General features: G+C 55.8%; 15 protein-coding genes and 4 tRNA genes. 16 read left to right on the top strand and 3 right to left on the bottom strand.

Annotated features, from left to right (window positions below):
- Positions 1-58 precede the first annotated feature (58 nt).
- The 8 genes from G482_RS0112440 (at position 59) to corA (ending at position 8,905) form a co-directional block, all read left to right on the top strand.
- The gene (locus G482_RS0112440) at positions 59-1,471 is read left to right on the top strand and encodes a glutamate synthase small subunit GltD family protein (protein WP_028450299.1); all 1,413 of its coding nucleotides are present in this window, start codon (positions 59-61) and stop codon (positions 1,469-1,471) included.
- Positions 1,472-1,537: 66 nt separating this feature from the next.
- Positions 1,538-2,830: a tetratricopeptide repeat-containing diguanylate cyclase gene (locus G482_RS0112435; RefSeq protein WP_028450298.1), complete on the top strand. Its 1,293-nt coding sequence runs from the start codon at positions 1,538-1,540 to the stop codon at positions 2,828-2,830.
- Positions 2,830-3,882 (top strand): tetratricopeptide repeat protein, encoded by a 1,053-nt coding sequence (locus G482_RS0112430; protein WP_028450297.1) that lies wholly within the window; start codon positions 2,830-2,832, stop codon positions 3,880-3,882. The genes G482_RS0112435 and G482_RS0112430 overlap by 1 nt, the downstream gene beginning before the upstream one ends.
- Positions 3,883-3,926: 44 nt before the next feature.
- Positions 3,927-4,526, top strand: a complete 600-nt coding sequence (locus tag G482_RS0112425; protein WP_028450296.1) for a MarC family protein — start codon at positions 3,927-3,929, stop codon at positions 4,524-4,526.
- A 195-nt stretch (positions 4,527-4,721) separates the two neighbouring features.
- Positions 4,722-5,378 carry a ribose-5-phosphate isomerase RpiA gene (gene rpiA / locus G482_RS0112415; RefSeq protein WP_028450295.1) on the top strand — a complete coding sequence of 219 codons (657 nt, stop codon included), beginning with the start codon at positions 4,722-4,724 and terminating at the stop codon, positions 5,376-5,378.
- Between the two features lie 115 nt (positions 5,379-5,493).
- On the top strand, positions 5,494-6,201 hold the full coding sequence (gene phoU, locus G482_RS0112410) for a phosphate signaling complex protein PhoU (protein WP_028450294.1): 708 nt from the start codon (positions 5,494-5,496) through the stop codon (positions 6,199-6,201).
- 134 nt (positions 6,202-6,335) lie between these two features.
- A complete protein-coding gene (gene ppx / locus G482_RS0112405) occupies positions 6,336-7,829 on the top strand; it encodes an exopolyphosphatase (protein WP_028450293.1) in 1,494 nt (497 codons plus the stop codon).
- Complete coding sequence (gene corA / locus G482_RS0112400) at positions 7,778-8,905, top strand: magnesium/cobalt transporter CorA (protein WP_028450292.1); 1,128 nt, start codon at positions 7,778-7,780, stop codon at positions 8,903-8,905. The genes ppx and corA overlap by 52 nt, the downstream gene beginning before the upstream one ends.
- Before the next feature lie 64 nt (positions 8,906-8,969).
- On the opposite strand, the gene G482_RS0112395 is transcribed toward corA, so the two are convergent.
- Entirely contained in the window at positions 8,970-9,449 is a 480-nt protein-coding gene (locus G482_RS0112395; protein ID WP_028450291.1) for a DUF456 domain-containing protein, read from the bottom strand.
- 176 nt (positions 9,450-9,625) lie between these two features.
- Between G482_RS0112395 and G482_RS0112390 the strand changes: the two genes are divergently transcribed.
- The 3 genes from G482_RS0112390 (at position 9,626) to G482_RS0112375 (ending at position 11,014) form a co-directional block, all read left to right on the top strand.
- Positions 9,626-9,701: transfer RNA gene (locus tag G482_RS0112390), tRNA-Phe, on the top strand.
- A 173-nt stretch (positions 9,702-9,874) separates the two neighbouring features.
- The gene (gene folE, locus G482_RS0112380) at positions 9,875-10,582 is read left to right on the top strand and encodes a GTP cyclohydrolase I (RefSeq protein WP_231550552.1); all 708 of its coding nucleotides are present in this window, start codon (positions 9,875-9,877) and stop codon (positions 10,580-10,582) included.
- A 12-nt stretch (positions 10,583-10,594) separates the two neighbouring features.
- Positions 10,595-11,014 carry a BLUF domain-containing protein gene (locus tag G482_RS0112375; protein WP_028450289.1) on the top strand — a complete coding sequence of 140 codons (420 nt, stop codon included), beginning with the start codon at positions 10,595-10,597 and terminating at the stop codon, positions 11,012-11,014.
- Positions 11,015-11,066: 52 nt separating this feature from the next.
- Here G482_RS0112375 and G482_RS0112370 read toward each other — a convergent pair whose 3' ends face one another.
- Together G482_RS0112370 and ilvD are read right to left on the bottom strand one after the other, a co-directional pair.
- Positions 11,067-11,738, bottom strand: a complete 672-nt coding sequence (locus tag G482_RS0112370; RefSeq protein WP_028450288.1) for a hypothetical protein — start codon at positions 11,736-11,738, stop codon at positions 11,067-11,069.
- A 176-nt stretch (positions 11,739-11,914) separates the two neighbouring features.
- On the bottom strand, positions 11,915-13,774 hold the full coding sequence (ilvD, locus tag G482_RS0112365; RefSeq protein ID WP_028450287.1) for a dihydroxy-acid dehydratase: 1,860 nt from the start codon (positions 13,772-13,774) through the stop codon (positions 11,915-11,917).
- Between the two features lie 165 nt (positions 13,775-13,939).
- On the opposite strand from ilvD, the gene lgt reads away from it, so the two are divergent.
- The 5 genes from lgt to tuf all read left to right on the top strand — a co-directional run.
- On the top strand, positions 13,940-14,740 hold the full coding sequence (gene lgt, locus G482_RS0112360) for a prolipoprotein diacylglyceryl transferase (RefSeq protein WP_028450286.1): 801 nt from the start codon (positions 13,940-13,942) through the stop codon (positions 14,738-14,740).
- Between the two features lie 100 nt (positions 14,741-14,840).
- Positions 14,841-14,926: transfer RNA gene (locus G482_RS0112355), tRNA-Tyr, on the top strand.
- 45 nt (positions 14,927-14,971) lie between these two features.
- Positions 14,972-15,045, top strand: a tRNA-Gly gene (locus tag G482_RS0112350).
- 10 nt (positions 15,046-15,055) lie between these two features.
- Positions 15,056-15,130, top strand: a tRNA-Thr gene (locus G482_RS0112345).
- 57 nt (positions 15,131-15,187) lie between these two features.
- Positions 15,188-16,269, top strand: a 1,082-nt coding sequence (gene tuf, locus G482_RS0112340; protein WP_028450285.1) for an elongation factor Tu, incomplete at its 3' end; no start/stop codon positions are given.

Here is a 16,269-nt window from a genome sequence, read left to right as displayed (position 1 = left end):
AGGTCTGTAGGGTATTGCCCGCTAACGCATGATCTACCTTGCATTGAGGTTTATACCCATGTCTGATGTGTTTCAGTTTCTGAATGTAGCGCGCAACCCCGGCGAAAAAGTGGCGGTGGAAAAGCGTAAATTCATTTTCAAAGAAATCTACAGCCCGCTGGATAAAAGCGCGGCGGGCGAGCAGGCTGGCCGCTGTCTGTCCTGTGGTAACCCGTACTGCTCGTGGGAGTGCCCGGTGCACAACCATATTCCCCACTGGCTGCAACTGGTGGATGAAGGCAAGCTGTTTGAAGCGGCTGAGCTGAGCCACAAAACCAACTCGCTGCCAGAAATTACCGGCCGCGTCTGCCCGCAAGATCGCCTGTGCGAAGGCGCGTGTACGCTGAACCAAGGTGGTTTTGGCGCGGTGTCGATTGGCTCGGTGGAAAAATACATTACCGACGAAGCCTTCAAAGCCGGCTGGCGCCCTGATATGTCGGGCGTGATTAAAACCGACAAGAAAGTCGCCGTCATTGGTGCGGGCCCTGCTGGTTTGGCATGTGCTGACGTGCTGGTCCGCAATGGCGTTCAACCTGTCGTATTTGATCGCTACGAAGAAATCGGTGGTCTGCTGACGTTCGGTATCCCTGAATTCAAGCTGGAAAAAGAAGTCATCGTAACCCGTCGCAAGATTATGGAAGCGATGGGTGTTGAATTTCGGCTGAAAACCGAAATCGGCACAGATGTAACCATCGACGAGTTGCTGGCCAACTACGATGCGGTATTTATGGGCATGGGCGCCTACAAGTACATGAAAGGCGGCTTTGAAGGTGAAAGCCTGCCCGGCGTACTGGAAGCGTTGCCATTCCTGATCAACAACGTGCGTAACACCATGGGCACGCTGGATGGCGAAGCGTTCCAGTCGATGCAAGGCAAGCGCGTGGTGGTGCTGGGTGGTGGCGATACAGCGATGGACTGTAACCGCACTTCAATTCGCCAAGGCGCCGCTAGCGTGATCTGTGCTTACCGTCGTGACGAAGAAAACATGCCGGGCTCGAAACGCGAAGTGGCCAATGCCAAAGAAGAGGGCGTGGAATTCCAGTGGAATAGCCAGCCAGTGAAAATCGAGCAAAATGCCGATGGCAGCCTGGCGCTGACTCTGGTTTCAACCCAACTGGGTGCGCCGGATGAGAAAGGCCGTCGTCGTCCTGAGCTGGTGACAGGTTCTGAGCGTGTGATCAATTGTGATCACGTGATCGTAGCCTTTGGTTTCCAGGCTGAAGCTGAAAGCTGGTTTGCCGCGCAAAACGTGAAAACCGATGATTGGGGCCGCACCGTGGCGCCAGAGCAGCAAGCGTTCAAACACCAGACTAGCAATCCGAAAATCTTCGCCGGCGGCGATCAGGTGCGTGGTGCCGATCTCGTGGTGCGTGCGATTTATGAAGGCCGTAACGCTGCTGAGGGTATACTGGCCTATCTGGGCGAGTGGTAAGCCAAGCAGCAACCGTCAAAACCCCGCTCGCGGGGTTTTTTTACGGCCAATTTTCGGGATAGGGCAGTGACAGTACAGCAAAGCCTGCAGCAGGGTCTGCAGTTTTTCCGCCAAGATCAGCTCAATAGCGCCGTGCGGGTTTGGCTGCGTGGCCTCAATGGCGTCAGCGCCCCAGCGGACGAAGCGCCGTTTTGGTGCTGGCTGGGCGCTGCCTTGCGTCGGGCTGGTCAGCCCGCGCAGGCGTTGTTGATGCACCAGCAGCTCTTGCAGGAACAACTCGCCACCCCCTACTGGCTAGCTCATGCCCGCATTCAGCTGGGGCTGGATTTGCTGGCCCAGCGTGAGCCCAAACTCGCCCAGCACTACGCCCAACCACCGACGGCAGAATGGGCGCAGGATGGTGAACTACTGATGCAGTACGCCGAATTGCAGTTGGGTCTGGCTGACGATCGTGGCGCCGAGCAAAGCCTGGAGACCGCCATGCAGGCGCTAGATACCGATCCACTGGCCGTGGCCGTGGCCGGGTTGCATTTATTGCAGCTATATGGGCGGGATGGGCAGGTGAGCGCGGCGCGTTTGCAGCAGGTGATCGCCCGCGCCAGCGGCCATGTGGCCTTACTGGGACAGCAGGCGCAGCGCGAAATGTGGTTGCTGCTTGGGCAAGCGTGTGAGCGATTGGGCCAGCGGCAAGAGGCAGTGCAGCACTTCGAGCGTGCACTGGCCTGCCCGGTGAGCAAACCCACGCCAGCCAAACCACGCCGACTATCGCTGGTGGAATATAAGCTGCGGCAGATGACCAGCGAAATCGAAATCGAGCTCTTGCGCGAGAAAAACGCGGTACAGCATCAGCAAGTGCAGCAGCTTGAAGCCTCGGGTTTTCGTGATGAAATTACCGGCCTGTATAACCCGCGCTATCTGGCCATGCGCTGGCATGATCTGCACGCCGCGGTGGAAGAGGGGGGCATGCTTTGCCATGTGAGTCTGGGGATTGATCTCTTTGCCAGCATTAGCGAGGTGCTCGGCAAAGATAATGCGCTGGTGTGTTACCACCAAGTGGCGCGGGTGGCGCAAGAAGCTTGCCCGGCCGACTGGATCTTGGTCGCCAGTGGGGCCGGGGCATTTGATCTTTTAGCTGCCAATGCCAGCCGCACGGCGATCGAACAATTTTATGCCCGACTGCAAAGCGCGGTGCAGGCGCTGGATATGCTCTACCTGCCCGAGCCTTTGCACCTCAGCGCCGGGGCGGCGTTTCATCAGCGCGGTGAAGCACGCGATATTTTGCAGTTGCGCGCGAATCTGGCGCTGTTTTTGGCGCAGCGCGAACAGCGCAACCAGATTTGCTGGGATGGAGAAGTCTGATGCAAGCTGCGCACGAATACCCCCAGCAAAAACTCGAGCTGCAAACCATTTTGCAGGATTCGGCTTGTGGGCGGCCGCCTTCAACCTATATCGCGCTGCAGTTAATGCAAAGCACCGAAGGCCAGCCTGAGTTGGCCGCGATTGCCTGCCTGATTCAGGGCCATGCTTGGCAACACATTAGCGAGCACGCCAAGGCACAGATGGCTTTTGCCGCCGGCATGGAGGGCTTTCGCCAGCTGGGCATGGCCGCCGAAGAATGCGACGCCAGCATTTTGCTGGGGATGTCTTATCTATTGGCGGGGGAGCCGCAGAAAGCCTTAGACCAATGGTCGAATGCTCTGCAGCTGGCACGCAAACTCAGTGATCGGGGCTTGATCTGTAGGGTATATCTCGGAGTGGGGCAGGTTTACATAGGGTTCAACGATATACCCTCGGCATTGGCCTTTAACGAGCTGGCGCTAGAGCTGGCGCGGCTGTTAAACGATGACCAGCGCAAAGGTGAGGCGCTGTTGAACGTGGCCAGCGATGCCTACCGCTTGGGCCGCTATAACTACACCCTGCAATGCATCGCCGAGGCAGAAAAACTGCTGCAAAGTACCGTCACCAATGCCATCTGGTCGGCCGAAGTAGTGTATTACCGCGGGCTCGTCCACACGCGGCAACAACACTATGCGCAAGCTCGTGCTGAGCTGGAAACAGCCTATATGCTCAGCGATCGCAATGACAATCTGTGGGGCAAAGCGCATGCACTCACCGCCTTGGGCGAGCTACTTTTGCTGCTGGATGACCCTAGCGCGGGTGAAACCCTGAGCAGCGCCTTTGGTCTGGCCAGCGGCGCGCAGATGCAGGCACTGATGCAGCGCTGCGCCACGGGTTTGGTCGCTTGGTATAAACAGCAGGGGCAGCACGAGGCGGCCTTGCCGTATTACGCAGTGCTGCTGGCGCCGCAGCAGGGTGCGGCGGCCAGCATCTCGCCAGCGTATCTGCGGCAAATTCAGGCACGGCAAGCACAAAGCCGCATCCGCTGGCTGCAGGCCCAAGTGGCTGGCTGATATCCCGTATTGGACTGTCATGCCGCGCTGATTAGACTGTCGGCATGGATAGCCCAACTTTTCTTTCTGCTTTTATTCTGCTGCTGCTGGTGACCGACCCGCTGGGTGGCATTCCGCTGTTTGTTTCGCTGCTAAAGCAAGTGCCGCGCGAGCGGCGCTGGCGGATGATTATCCGCGAAGTGAGCGTCGCGTTTATCGTGCTGCTGCTGTTTATGGTGTTTGGCCGGCAGTTTCTGGAAGTAATGCACCTGTCGCAAACGTCTTTGGGTATCGCCGGTGGGGTGATTCTGTTCTTAATCGCCCTGCGCATGGTGTTCCCGCACCCGGAAGGCGTGTTTGGCGATCAGCAGGGCGGCGAGCCGTATATTGTGCCGCTGGCGATTCCGCTGCTAGCGGGGCCGTCGGCCTTGGCTACGGTATTGCTGCTGGTATCGCGCGACCCAGGGCGTTTTTGGGTATGGGTGGCGGCGCTGGCGCTGACTATGCTGGTGTGTGCCTTAACGCTGGCCTTTGCCGAGAAAATCTCGCTGGTGTTGGGCGAGCGGGTCACGACGGCTTTTGAGCGGTTGATGGGCTTGATCCTCACCGCGATTGCCGTGCAGATGTTGCTGGATGGGATTCGCGCGTATTTGGCGACCCTTTGAGGGTATAGCCTCGAGCGCCTTCGTTTTATTGGTCTAGGGCTTGATACCTGCTTAGGTATTGCTGCGCCGCATTCGTGTGCTTCTTGATGCGCGGCAAAATGGCCACGGCCGGCTTGGCGGACAATACGGCGGTGCGGGCAACCATGTATCCTGCTGGTCTGCACGCTATAATCTGCCCTCTGCCTAGGAGCTGCCATGACTCAGAATGAATTGAAAGAAGCGGTTGGTCGCGCGGCGATCGCTTATGTCCCGGATGATTGCATTGTGGGGGTGGGCACCGGCTCTACCGCCAACTATTTTATTGATGCGCTGGCCGGCATCAAAGGTCGCATCAAAGGCGCCGTTTCTTCATCCGAAGCCAGCGTAGCGCGCCTGAAATCGCACGGTATTCCGGTGTATGACCTCAACACCATCGATCAGCTACCGGTGTATGTGGATGGCGCTGACGAAATCAACCATCAGCTGCAAATGATCAAAGGTGGCGGCGCCGCACTGACGCGCGAGAAAATCGTCGCCGCCGTGGCCGAGCAGTTTATTTGTATCGCGGATGAATCCAAACTGGTGGATGTGCTGGGTACTTTCCCGCTGCCGGTAGAAGTCATCCCGATGGCGCGCTCACATGTGGCGCGTGAGATTGTGAAACTGGGTGGCCATCCGGCTTACCGTGAAGGCGTAGTGACCGATAACGGCAATATTATTCTGGATGTGCATGGTCTGAAGATCACACAGGCGAGCGAGCTGGAAGGCAAGCTGAACCAGATCGTTGGGGTGGTCACGAACGGGATTTTTGCCCAACGCCGCGCCGATGTGTTGCTGCTGGGTACCGCGAATGGCGTGAAAACCATCAAGTAAAGCCCACAAGCAGTAAAATGAAGCGAACTTGCCGTGGCAACGCGGCAAGAGATGCAACAATTCTGTAACGAATTGCTGTTATGGTGCGCTGATCAACTAATTTGGAGTAATGCGGATGGCTGAATCTCAACATATTTCCTCGCAATTCGATGCGGACCTGAATGCTATTCGCTCGCATGTAATGGCGATGGCCGGTCTGGTTGAGGAGCAGGTCCGCCTGTCGATGCGCGCATTGGCGACGGGTGATCTGGCCGTCATCAACCAAGTGATTGAGCAAGAAACCAAAGTTAACGCCATGCACGTTGAGCTGGACGATATGTGTGTACACATGATCGCCCGCCGCCAGCCTGCGGCTTCTGATCTGCGTCTGGTTATGACCGTGATCAAATCGGTTGAAGACCTCGAAAGCATCGGCGACAAAGCGCACAAAATCTGTCTGCGCGCGAAAAACATCTTCGAAAGTGGCAAGATGCAAGTGCCCAAATTCAGCGATGTAAACCACATTGCCAATCAGGCGCTGGAAATGCTGACGCGCGCGCTGGATGCGTTTGCCCGTCTGGATGCGGGCTCGGCTGCTGACGTGATTGGCGCGGATAATCAGCTGGATCAGGAATACCGCGCCCTGCAGCGCCAACTGATCACCGTGATGATGGAAGATCCACGCTCGATTTCGCTGACGCTGGATATCCTGTGGATCGCCAAAGCCACCGAGCGTATTGGTGATCTGGCGGTGAGCATTGCCGAGCATGTGGTCTATCTGGTGAAAGGCCGCGACGTGCGTCACAAACCGCTGGCCGAAGTGGAAGAAATCGCCAAGAGCTAAGCCGAGGTAAGGCGGGTGCTAACAAAAAATGGGGCAATTGTATTGCCCCATTTTTTCATAGGTTTTTTGTCCGAGTTACGGTACATTGACGCACTTATTGAACGTGACCTTACAGTGCATGGAGTACCCGCCGGATGAGCGACAATACGATCATCGCTGCTGTTGATCTAGGCTCGAACAGTTTTCGCCTGCAAGTGGCCCGGGTGGTCGAGGGCTCGCTATTTCCGCTGGATTCCCTGAAAGAAACCGTTCGCCTTGGCGCGGGGCTCGATGCCCATGGCTGCCTGAGTGAAGAAGCAATCGCCGAGCTGATTGCCGCGCTCACCCGCTTTGGCGAGCGCCTAGAAGGCCTGCCGCCGCAATGTGTGCGGGCCGTGGCCACCAATACTTTCCGCGTGGCGCGCAATGCCGCCCAGTTTGTTCCTGCGGCGGAGGCTGCACTGGGCTACCCGATTGAAATTATCGCTGGCCGTGAAGAAGCGCGGCTGATTTATCTCGGCGCCGCGCATAGCCTGCCCAGTACCCGTGAGCGCCGGCTGGTAGTGGATATCGGCGGCGGTTCGACCGAGCTGATTATTGGCAGCCAATACAAATCCTTTCGCACCGAAAGCCTACAGCTGGGCTGCGTGGGCTGGAGCATGCGCTATTTTCCCGATGGTGTGATTACCCGCGAGCGGCTTGAAGCTGCCGAGCTGGCCGCCCGTGGGGCGTTTCTGCCGCTGGTGCCCGATTTTCATACCAGCGAATGGCAGCGCGCGATTGGTACCTCGGGTACTGCCCGCTCGCTGGCGGATATCCTTGAGTTGAACGATATGTCCCCCCTAGGTATCACGCGGGCGGGGATGGCGCAGCTACGGCAGTTGATGCTGGAAGCGGGCCATATCGATCGCATTCAGCTCAATGGCGTACGCGATGATCGGCGCCCGGTTCTGGCCGGCGGCTTTGCCATTATGCAGGCCGCTTTCGATATGCTCGGCATCGAGCGCATGAATATCACCTACGGTGCGCTGCGTGATGGCGTGCTGTATGACTTGATGCAGCGGCAAACCCAATATGATGTGCGCAATCGCACCGTAGATTTTTTCCAGCGGCGCTATCACGCCGATGGCGAGCAGGCCAACCGGGTTGCGGCGCTGGCCATGCAGTTGTTTGAATCATTGCGAGGCGAAGCGGTGCCGGCCGATGCCATTCTGGCCCGGCATTTGCATATGGCCGCCAATCTGCATGAAGTGGGGCGCTCGATTGCCCATGCCAGCTATCACAAGCATTCGGCGTATATTTTGCAGCATGCCGATATGCCGGGCTTTTCGCGCCGCGAGCAGTTGTGGTTATCGCGCTTGGTGCTGGCCCATGCCGGCCGGCTGACCAAGCTCGATGGTGAAACGCTGACCCAGGCCGATTGGGATGCAATCCTGGCTCTGCGGCTGGCGGTGATTATGTATCGCTCGCGGCTGGATGAAGTGCTACCGACGCTCGAGTTGCTGCGGCAAAACGAGTCATACACCTTGACCATTGATGAAGAGTGGTTGCTAGCCCACCCCCTCACGGCGCTGGCACTGAATGAGGAAAAAATGGCATGGGAAAACATCGGCGTGACCCTGTCACTGCACACCATCGCCGGCGATTAAAAGCCACCCTAAAGGCCAGTAAAGCCGGCGCTGCGCCCGGTACATTGCAATATGTGGGCCAGCAAGAGGCACAGCCGACTTTGGCCACCCTGATCGAATATGGCCGACAAGACAGCGAATTTCTGACCACTCAGTTCACTAGTCTTGAGCAAGGGCGTGAATTTAAGCCGACCTATGACACCTTCTGGCTGAATCTACATGGCTTGCAGGATGTGTCGCTGCTGCAGCTTATTGGCCAACGTTTCCGGCTGCACCCCTTGGTGCTGGAAGACATCCTTAATACCCAGCAGCGGCCCAAGGTCGAGCAATACCCGGGGTATTTGTATATCACCGCGCGCATGGTGGCGCTGGATGAAGATGACCTGATTTGCTCCGAACAGATCAGCATCATACTGGGGCGTGATTTTGTGCTCACCTTTCAGGAAAAACCCACCGGCACCTTTACCGCAATTCGTGAGTTATTGCGCAATACCGAGTCGCAAGTGCGTAAATTTGGCGCTGATTATCTGGTCTATGCGCTACTGGACAAGCTCGTTGACCGATATTTTGCCGTGCTGGAGCAGCTGGGCGAGCGGATCGATGAGCTGGAAGACGAGATCAACGAGGGGCTACATCCGCGGCAAATGCAGGAAATCCAGCAGCATCGGCGCTCGCTGCAGGCGCTAAAGCGTGGGCTGTGGCCGTTGCGCGAGGTGATTAATATCCTGCAGCGGGATGAGGCTGACTTCTTCCACGACGAAACGCAGCTGTATTTGCGTGATGTGTACGACCATACGGTGCAGCTGATCGAGAGTGTGGAGGCGCTGCGCGAGGTGATTTCTGGCCTGCAGGATAGCTATCTGGCGTTGCAGTCGCAGCAGATGAATGCGCAAATGCGCACGCTGACCGTGTTTACCATTATTTTCAGCCCGCTCACGCTGATTGCCGGGATATATGGGATGAATTTTGAGTACATGCCCGAGTTGAAATGGCGTTATGGCTATTGGGCGGTGCTGGCGCTGATGGCGGTGCTGGGGATCGGCTTAGGTGGCTTTTTTTGGGCTAGACGCTGGATCTCGCGCGAATACTTCAGGTAGGTATGGCTGTGTAAATCTTTCTATTTAAGGGGTATCAAGCGATACCCCTTAAAATTGTTTGCGGCTAGATAAAGTATGCCGCCCAAAAAATCCCGAGCATCAGCAAAGCCAGCAGTAATTTGGCCAAATTGCCCAGCATGGTGCCTAGCCAGCTGGCGATCCCCACCTTGCCGGCCTGCCAAGCCGCCCGGCCAGCATAGAGTTCGCCCGCCGTCGCACCCACTAGCGGCCCGAAAATCAGCCCGATTGGGCCAGCAAAAACTCCGAGGACTGCGCCTATGGTGGCGCCTAACACGGCACTGCGGCTGGCGCCGGCCATTTTGGCGCCCAGTGCGCCGGCCAGATAATCCAGCGCGCTGGCGATCAGCATTAGCCCAGCTAGTACGGCCAGCGTCCAGCCGCCCACCAGTTGAAAATCACCATGCCAAGCTAAAATCAGCATGCCGGCAAAGATCAGTGGCGTTGAGGGCAGTAGCGGCAAAATAATCCCAGCCAAGCCCAGCAGCATGCAGCCGAGCGCAATACCCCACCAAAGTAATTCCATATGCGCTGATCCATTATTGGTTGAAAGTCTTCAATACGACCACCAAAGCGCGGCTTGGTTCGCAATTAAAAGCACTGCCAAAACAATACTCTAAATAATTAAGCGCCAAAAAGGTTTGACGCTAGGGCGTAGCTAGTGTTTAATTCCGCTTCTCGCAGCAAGCTGCGTAGAAAAGTGGCCAATTAGCTCAGTTGGTAGAGCAGCGGATTGAAAATCCGCGTGTCCGTGGTTCGATTCCGCGATTGGCCACCACCCAATTTTAAAACCCGCTCTGCTGAGCGGGTTTTTTTTCGCCCAGCCATTGGGCGCGACAAAAAATTTTCACTGAGCAAGGCGCAGGCTTTGTGATAGGCTACTCGTCAGTAGCCTTTTTTGTTTCTGGGTATATACTGGTTGAGCCAGGCCCTAATCTCAAGGATGTGATGGTGAGCAAATCAGATTCGACCGCCGTGGCTGCGACGCCTGTTTCGCAGCGTATTCGCTACCGCCTGCTGCAGGCCGACCGCCGCTTTCATGCGAATGACAATATCGCTGACTTTATCGAAGAAGGCGAAATGAGCGAATTGCTGGCCGAAGTGCAAAGCAAGATGGTAGAAGTGCTCAATAGCCTAGTGATCGATACCGATAACGATCACAACACCCAAGACACCGCCCGTCGGGTGGCCAAGATGTATCTGAATGAGGTTTTCCGTGGTCGCTATGTGAAGCAGCCCGCGGTGACCGAGTTTCCGAATGTCGAGCATCTGAATGAACTGATGATCGTTGGCCCGATCACTGTGCGCAGCGCATGCTCGCATCATTTGTGCCCAATTATCGGAAAATTGTGGATCGGTATTCTGCCAAATCAACATTCCAACTTGATCGGCCTGTCAAAATATGCGCGGTTGGCTGAATGGGTGATGTCACGGCCACAGATTCAGGAAGAAGCCGTGACCCAGATGGCCGATCTCTTGCAGAGCAAGGTGAATCCAGATGGCCTGGCGATTGTGATGGAAGCTGATCATTTCTGCATGCACTGGCGTGGTGTGAAAGACAGTGACTCAAAAATGATCAATAGCGTGATGCGCGGCGTATTCCTGAAAGATACGCACTTGCGGCTGGAATTCTTGTCGCTGATTAACAATAAACGTTAAGTGAGGATGGGTATGTTGGTGCGCTTGATTTATGCCAGCCGTGCAGCTGGCGCGATGAATACCGAGTTGCTGGATTCAATCCTGCGTAGCTCGCGGCAAAATAATCCGGCCATCGGCATCACCGGCGTACTTTGCTATAGCGGTGGCACTTTTGTGCAGGTGCTGGAAGGCAGCCGCGCGGCTGTATCTTCGCTGTATAACATCATCGGGCGTGATCCGCGGCATGGGCAGGTGGAATTGCTGCACTTTGCCGAGATCAATGAGCGGCGTTTCTCTGATTGGACCATGGGGCAGGTGAATTTGGCCAAGGTCAATGCGGCCCTGTTGCTCAAGTATTCGGCGCGGGCCGAATTTACCCCGTTTGAAATGAGCGGCGACGCGGTTTTGCGCTTGCTGGAAGATCTGATCGATACCGCCGCCATCGGCAAATAAATACTGCAATCGAAGGGCAGGAAAACAGGGGCTGGCTAGCCCCTGTTTGCATTTAGGCTTGGGTATCGAGCCCTTGCCGCTGGCCTTGCCAATCCAGAAACCGTTCGCCAGCGGGTAAATTCAGCAGCTTAACCAGTAGCTGGGCGGGTTGATCATTGATTTTAAGGGCTTGCCCCACCGGCTCTGGGCTGAGCTGCTGTAGTAACTCATCGGCGAGGCCGCCAAACTGCAAACTTAGTGGGGTGGCGTCACTGCGCGTTTGGGCTGGCTCACGCTCGCTGGTGGGGGCCGCCGCGTTGGTTTGCGAGCTAAATGCTGCAGTTTGTTCGCGACTAAAGCTAAGTTCAAATTCAAACTCAAATTGGCGGCCATCGGCAGTGCTAATGGTGCCGCGCCCCTTGAATTGACTCTCTTCGCGCAAAAGAAAGGCGGCGCTGCTGGTTTGCTGGGCGCCATTGCTGCTGACGCTCGCTGCTGCACCGGCCGTGGTGGCAGCGGCAAGGCTTACCTCATCCCATTCGATTTTGAAGTCTTGCTGACCAAATAATTGGCCGGCCAGCTGGCCGAGCATGGCTTGCGCAGCTTGACTGGTGTCGCGGCCCAGCTGCTGATTGTGTTGGCTGAGGGCGGAGGGTTGCTGGCTGTGGCGGGTATTAGTTGTTGGGGCTGCCCAGCCTGGCAGTAATGTGCTGGGGTTAAAGCGGCTGCTGTCGAGGGCTTGCATGATGCGCTCCTGCTGGGCTGGATAATGGCCTGTATCGGCAGGAGGCAAATAAACTCAATGCCATTGGTCGGGATGGGGGGTATTGCCCTGCAGGTCTTATTGATTAATACCTATAGAGATATACCCAACAATAAAAAAGCGGCCCGCAGGCCGCTTTTTGTAACAGTCAAATTGACTTACTTTTTGCGCTCCACTTGGCTCACATCGCGAATCGCGCCTGTATCGGCCGAAGTCGTCATTGCGGCGTAGGCGCGCAAGGCCGCGCTGACGAAACGTTCGCGCTGTTCAGGTTGCCAGGCTTTGCTGCCACGGCTTTCCATTTCGGCGCGGCGGGCAGCGAGCTCTTCGGTGCTGACCAGCAAATTGATGGTGCGGTTTGGAATATCGATTTCCAGTTGGTCGCCTTCTTTAGCTAGACCAATCGCGCCACCCTCGGCGGCTTCAGGTGAAACGTGGCCGATCGACAAGCCGGATGTACCCCCCGAGAAGCGACCATCAGTCAGCAGTGCGCAGGCTTTGCCCAAGCCTTTTGATTTCAGGTAGGAGGTAGGGTAGAGCATTTCCTGCATACCCGGGCCGCCTTTGGGGCCTTCGTAACGAATCAGTACCACATCACCGGCCACTACTTGATCGTCCAGAATGCCGGCAACGGCGTCGTCTTGCGATTCGAAAATCCGGACGCGACCGGTAAATTTGAGGATGGATTCATCCACTCCGGCGGTTTTTACAATACAACCGCGCTCAGCGATATTGCCGTACAGCACGGCGATCCCGCCGTCTTGCGAGTAGGCGTTTTCTTTGTTGCGGATACAGCCGTTGGCGCGATCCAGATCGAGCTCTGGCCAGCGCATGCTCTGGCTGAAGGCGATGGTGGTCGGTACGCCGCCTGGCGCGGCACGGTAGAGCAGGTGTGCGAGGCTATCCGGGCTGTTTTTAACGATGTCCCACTGATCAATGCTGGCGCCCATGCTGCTGGCGTGAACGGTCGGTACATCGCGATGAATGAGTCCGGCGCGATCCAGTTCGGCCAAAATCCCGATTACCCCGCCTGCACGGTGCACGTCTTCCATGTGGTATTTCTGAGTGGCTGGGGCCACTTTAGATAGGCATGGCACTTTCCGGCTCATCCGGTCGATATCCTGCATGGTGAAGTTCACGCCGGCTTCATTGGCGGCCGCTAGTAGGTGCAAGACAGTGTTGGTGGAGCCGCCCATGGCGATATCGAGTGCAATGGCGTTTTCGAAAGCTTCGAAGGTGGCGATATTGCGTGGCAATACGCTGCTGTCTTCGCCTTCGTAATAGCGTTTGGCCAGCTCGACGATGGTGCGACCCGCCTGCAGGAAAAGTTGCTTGCGATCGCCGTGGGTGGCGAGCAGCGAGCCATTGCCAGGCAAAGACAGGCCCAAGGCTTCCGTCAAGCAGTTCATCGAGTTGGCGGTGAACATGCCGGAGCAAGAGCCACAGGTCGGGCAGGCGCTGCGTTCAACGGCGGCCACTTCGTCGTCAGAGACGTTCGGGTTGGCGGCTTCCACCATGGCATCTACCAGATCGAGTTTGCGCACTTCGCCTTGCCAATTCACCTTGCCGGCTTCCATTGGGCCGCCAGAAACAAAAATCACCGGAATATTCAGGCGCAGGGCGGCCATCAGCATCCCTGGGGTGATCTTGTCGCAATTGGAGATGCACACTAGCGCGTCGGCACAGTGGGCGTTCACCATGTATTCCACCGAGTCGGCAATCAGATCACGGCTTGGTAGTGAATACAGCATGCCGCCATGACCCATGGCGATACCGTCATCCACCGCAATGGTGTTGAATTCTTTGGCAATACCGCCTGCTTTTTCGATCTCACGTGCCACCAACTGACCCAGATTGTGTAAATGCACATGCCCGGGTACGAATTGGGTGAATGAGTTGGCAATGGCGATAATCGGTTTGCCAAAATCGCCGTCTTTCATGCCGGTGGCACGCCACAGGGCGCGAGCACCGGCCATATTGCGGCCGTGGGTGGTGGTGCGGGAACGATAAGCAGGCATGATCAATCTCTATCAGTGAAATAACTGAGCGGCCATTGTAACGAAAATCAGGCATGCTGGTGTGGACGTTAGGCGGCGACTGTAAATACTGGTTTGCCGCAATGCTGCGCAGCAAGGGCGCTCTGCGCATATAATCGCTGCCATATCCCGAATAGGAAGATTTTGATGTTGACTCATCCGCAGTTTGATCCGGTGGCCATTCACTTGGGGCCAGTGGGTATTCATTGGTACGGTCTGATGTATCTGGTGGGCTTTGTGCTCTTTTTGTTGCTGGGGCGGATGCGGATTCGCAATGGCAACCCGCCGGGCTGGCATGTAGCGGAAATGGATGATCTGCTGTTTTACGGTGTGTTAGGGGTGATCCTTGGTGGACGTTTAGGGTACGTGTTCTTCTACAAATTTGATTTTTATCTGCAGCATCCGCTGAGCATTTTTAAGCTGTGGGAAGGTGGCATGGCCTTTCATGGCGGTTTTCTCGGCGTATTGGTGGCGATGTATCTATTTGGCCGTAAAACCGGGCGCAGCTTTTTGCAGGTGACTGACTTTATTGCGCCGCTGGTGCCGCTGGGTTTGGCGGCGGGCCGGCTGGGTAATTTCATTAATGGCGAATTGTGGGGGCGCGTAACCGATGCCACCATGCCGTGGGCGATGGTCTTCCCGCAGGCGCACGATGGTTTGCCGCGTCATCCGTCGCAGCTGTATCAGTTTGCTTTGGAAGGTATGCTGCTGTTTGCTATTTTGTGGTGGTTCTCAAGCAAGCCGCGGAAAACCGGCCAGATTTCGGCGCTATTCCTGTTAGGGTATGGCGTATTCCGCTTTGTGGCTGAGTTTGCGCGTGAGCCAGATGACTTCCTGGGCTTGCTGTATATGAACTTCTCCATGGGGCAGTGGTTGAGCTTGCCAATGATCGTGATTGGGGGGCTGATGTGGCTGGTATGCAGCCGCGGCAGTGCGCGCGGCAACTAAATTACCAAGCAAAATAAGTATTTATTCAAAAACTGAGGGTGGAGATGAAAAATCTGTTTGACGACGGCAAAGTTCATCTCCATAATGCGTGGCTCTTGACGGGGAGGTTACCCAAGCGGTCAACGGGTCCGGACTGTAACTCCGGCGGCTTAGCCTTCGAAGGTTCGAATCCTTCCCTCCCCACCAGTTGCCCCCTAAGCGGGTGTGATAGAACGAATTGAGTATTAAGCCGCGGGTGTAGCTCAATGGTAGAGCAGAAGCCTTCCAAGCTTACGACGAGGGTTCGATTCCCTTCACCCGCTCCAATGATTAAATGCTGATGTAGCTCAGGGGTAGAGCACTCCCTTGGTAAGGGAGAGGTCGGGGGTTCAATTCCCCCCATCAGCACCATTCATTTCAATGCGTCATTAATCTGTTATTTCAAGTTCTCGAGAAGGAAATAAAGCGATGGCTAAGGAAAAGTTTACGCGGACCAAGCCGCACGTTAACGTAGGTACCATTGGTCACGTTGACCACGGTAAAACCACTCTGACTGCTGCGATCACGACTGTACTGACTCGCAAATTCGGTGGCGAAGCTAAAGACTACTCACAGATCGATAGCGCTCCTGAAGAAAAAGCACGTGGTATTACCATTAATACCGCTCACGTTGAATACGAAACTGAAACTCGCCACTACGCTCACGTAGATTGTCCAGGTCACGCGGATTATGTGAAAAACATGATTACCGGTGCGGCTCAGATGGATGGCGCGATTCTGGTTGTATCTGCTGCTGATGGTCCTATGCCACAAACTCGCGAGCACATCCTGTTGTCTCGTCAGGTTGGCGTACCATACATCATCGTATTCATGAACAAAGCTGACCTGGTTGACGACGCTGAGTTGTTGGAACTGGTTGAGATGGAAGTTCGTGACCTGCTGTCTAAATATGACTTCCCAGGTGATGACACTCCAATCATCGTTGGTTCAGCTCGTTCAGCGCTGGAAGGCGATCAAGGTGAGTACGGCGAGCCAGCTATCTTCCGCTTGGCTGAAGCCCTGGATACTTACATTCCTCTGCCAGAGCGCGCAGTGGATGGTACCTTCCTGATGCCAGTTGAGGACGTATTCTCGATCTCTGGTCGTGGTACTGTAGTTACTGGTCGTGTTGAGCGCGGTATCATCAAAGTAGGTGAAGAGATCGAGATCGTTGGTATCGTTCCAACTATCAAGACCACTTGTACTGGTGTTGAGATGTTCCGTAAGCTGCTGGACCAAGGTCAAGCAGGTGACAACATTGGCGCGCTGCTGCGTGGAACGAAGCGTGAAGAAGTTCAGCGTGGTCAAGTTCTGTCTAAACCAGGCTCAATCACTCCGCACACCAAGTTCACTTCTGAGATCTACGTATTGTCTAAAGAAGAGGGTGGTCGTCACACTCCATTCTTCAGCAACTACCGTCCTCAGTTCTACTTCCGTACTACGGACGTAACTGGCGCGATTTCTCTGCCAGAAGGCACTGAAATGGTTATGCCAGGTGACAACGTATCGAT

Source organism: Chitinibacter tainanensis DSM 15459 (assembly GCF_000429785.1).
In the GTDB taxonomy this organism is placed as follows: domain Bacteria; phylum Pseudomonadota; class Gammaproteobacteria; order Burkholderiales; family Chitinibacteraceae; genus Chitinibacter; species Chitinibacter tainanensis.
The sequence above is the reverse complement of the archived record's forward strand: the minus strand, read 5'-3'. Positions and strand labels throughout refer to the sequence as shown.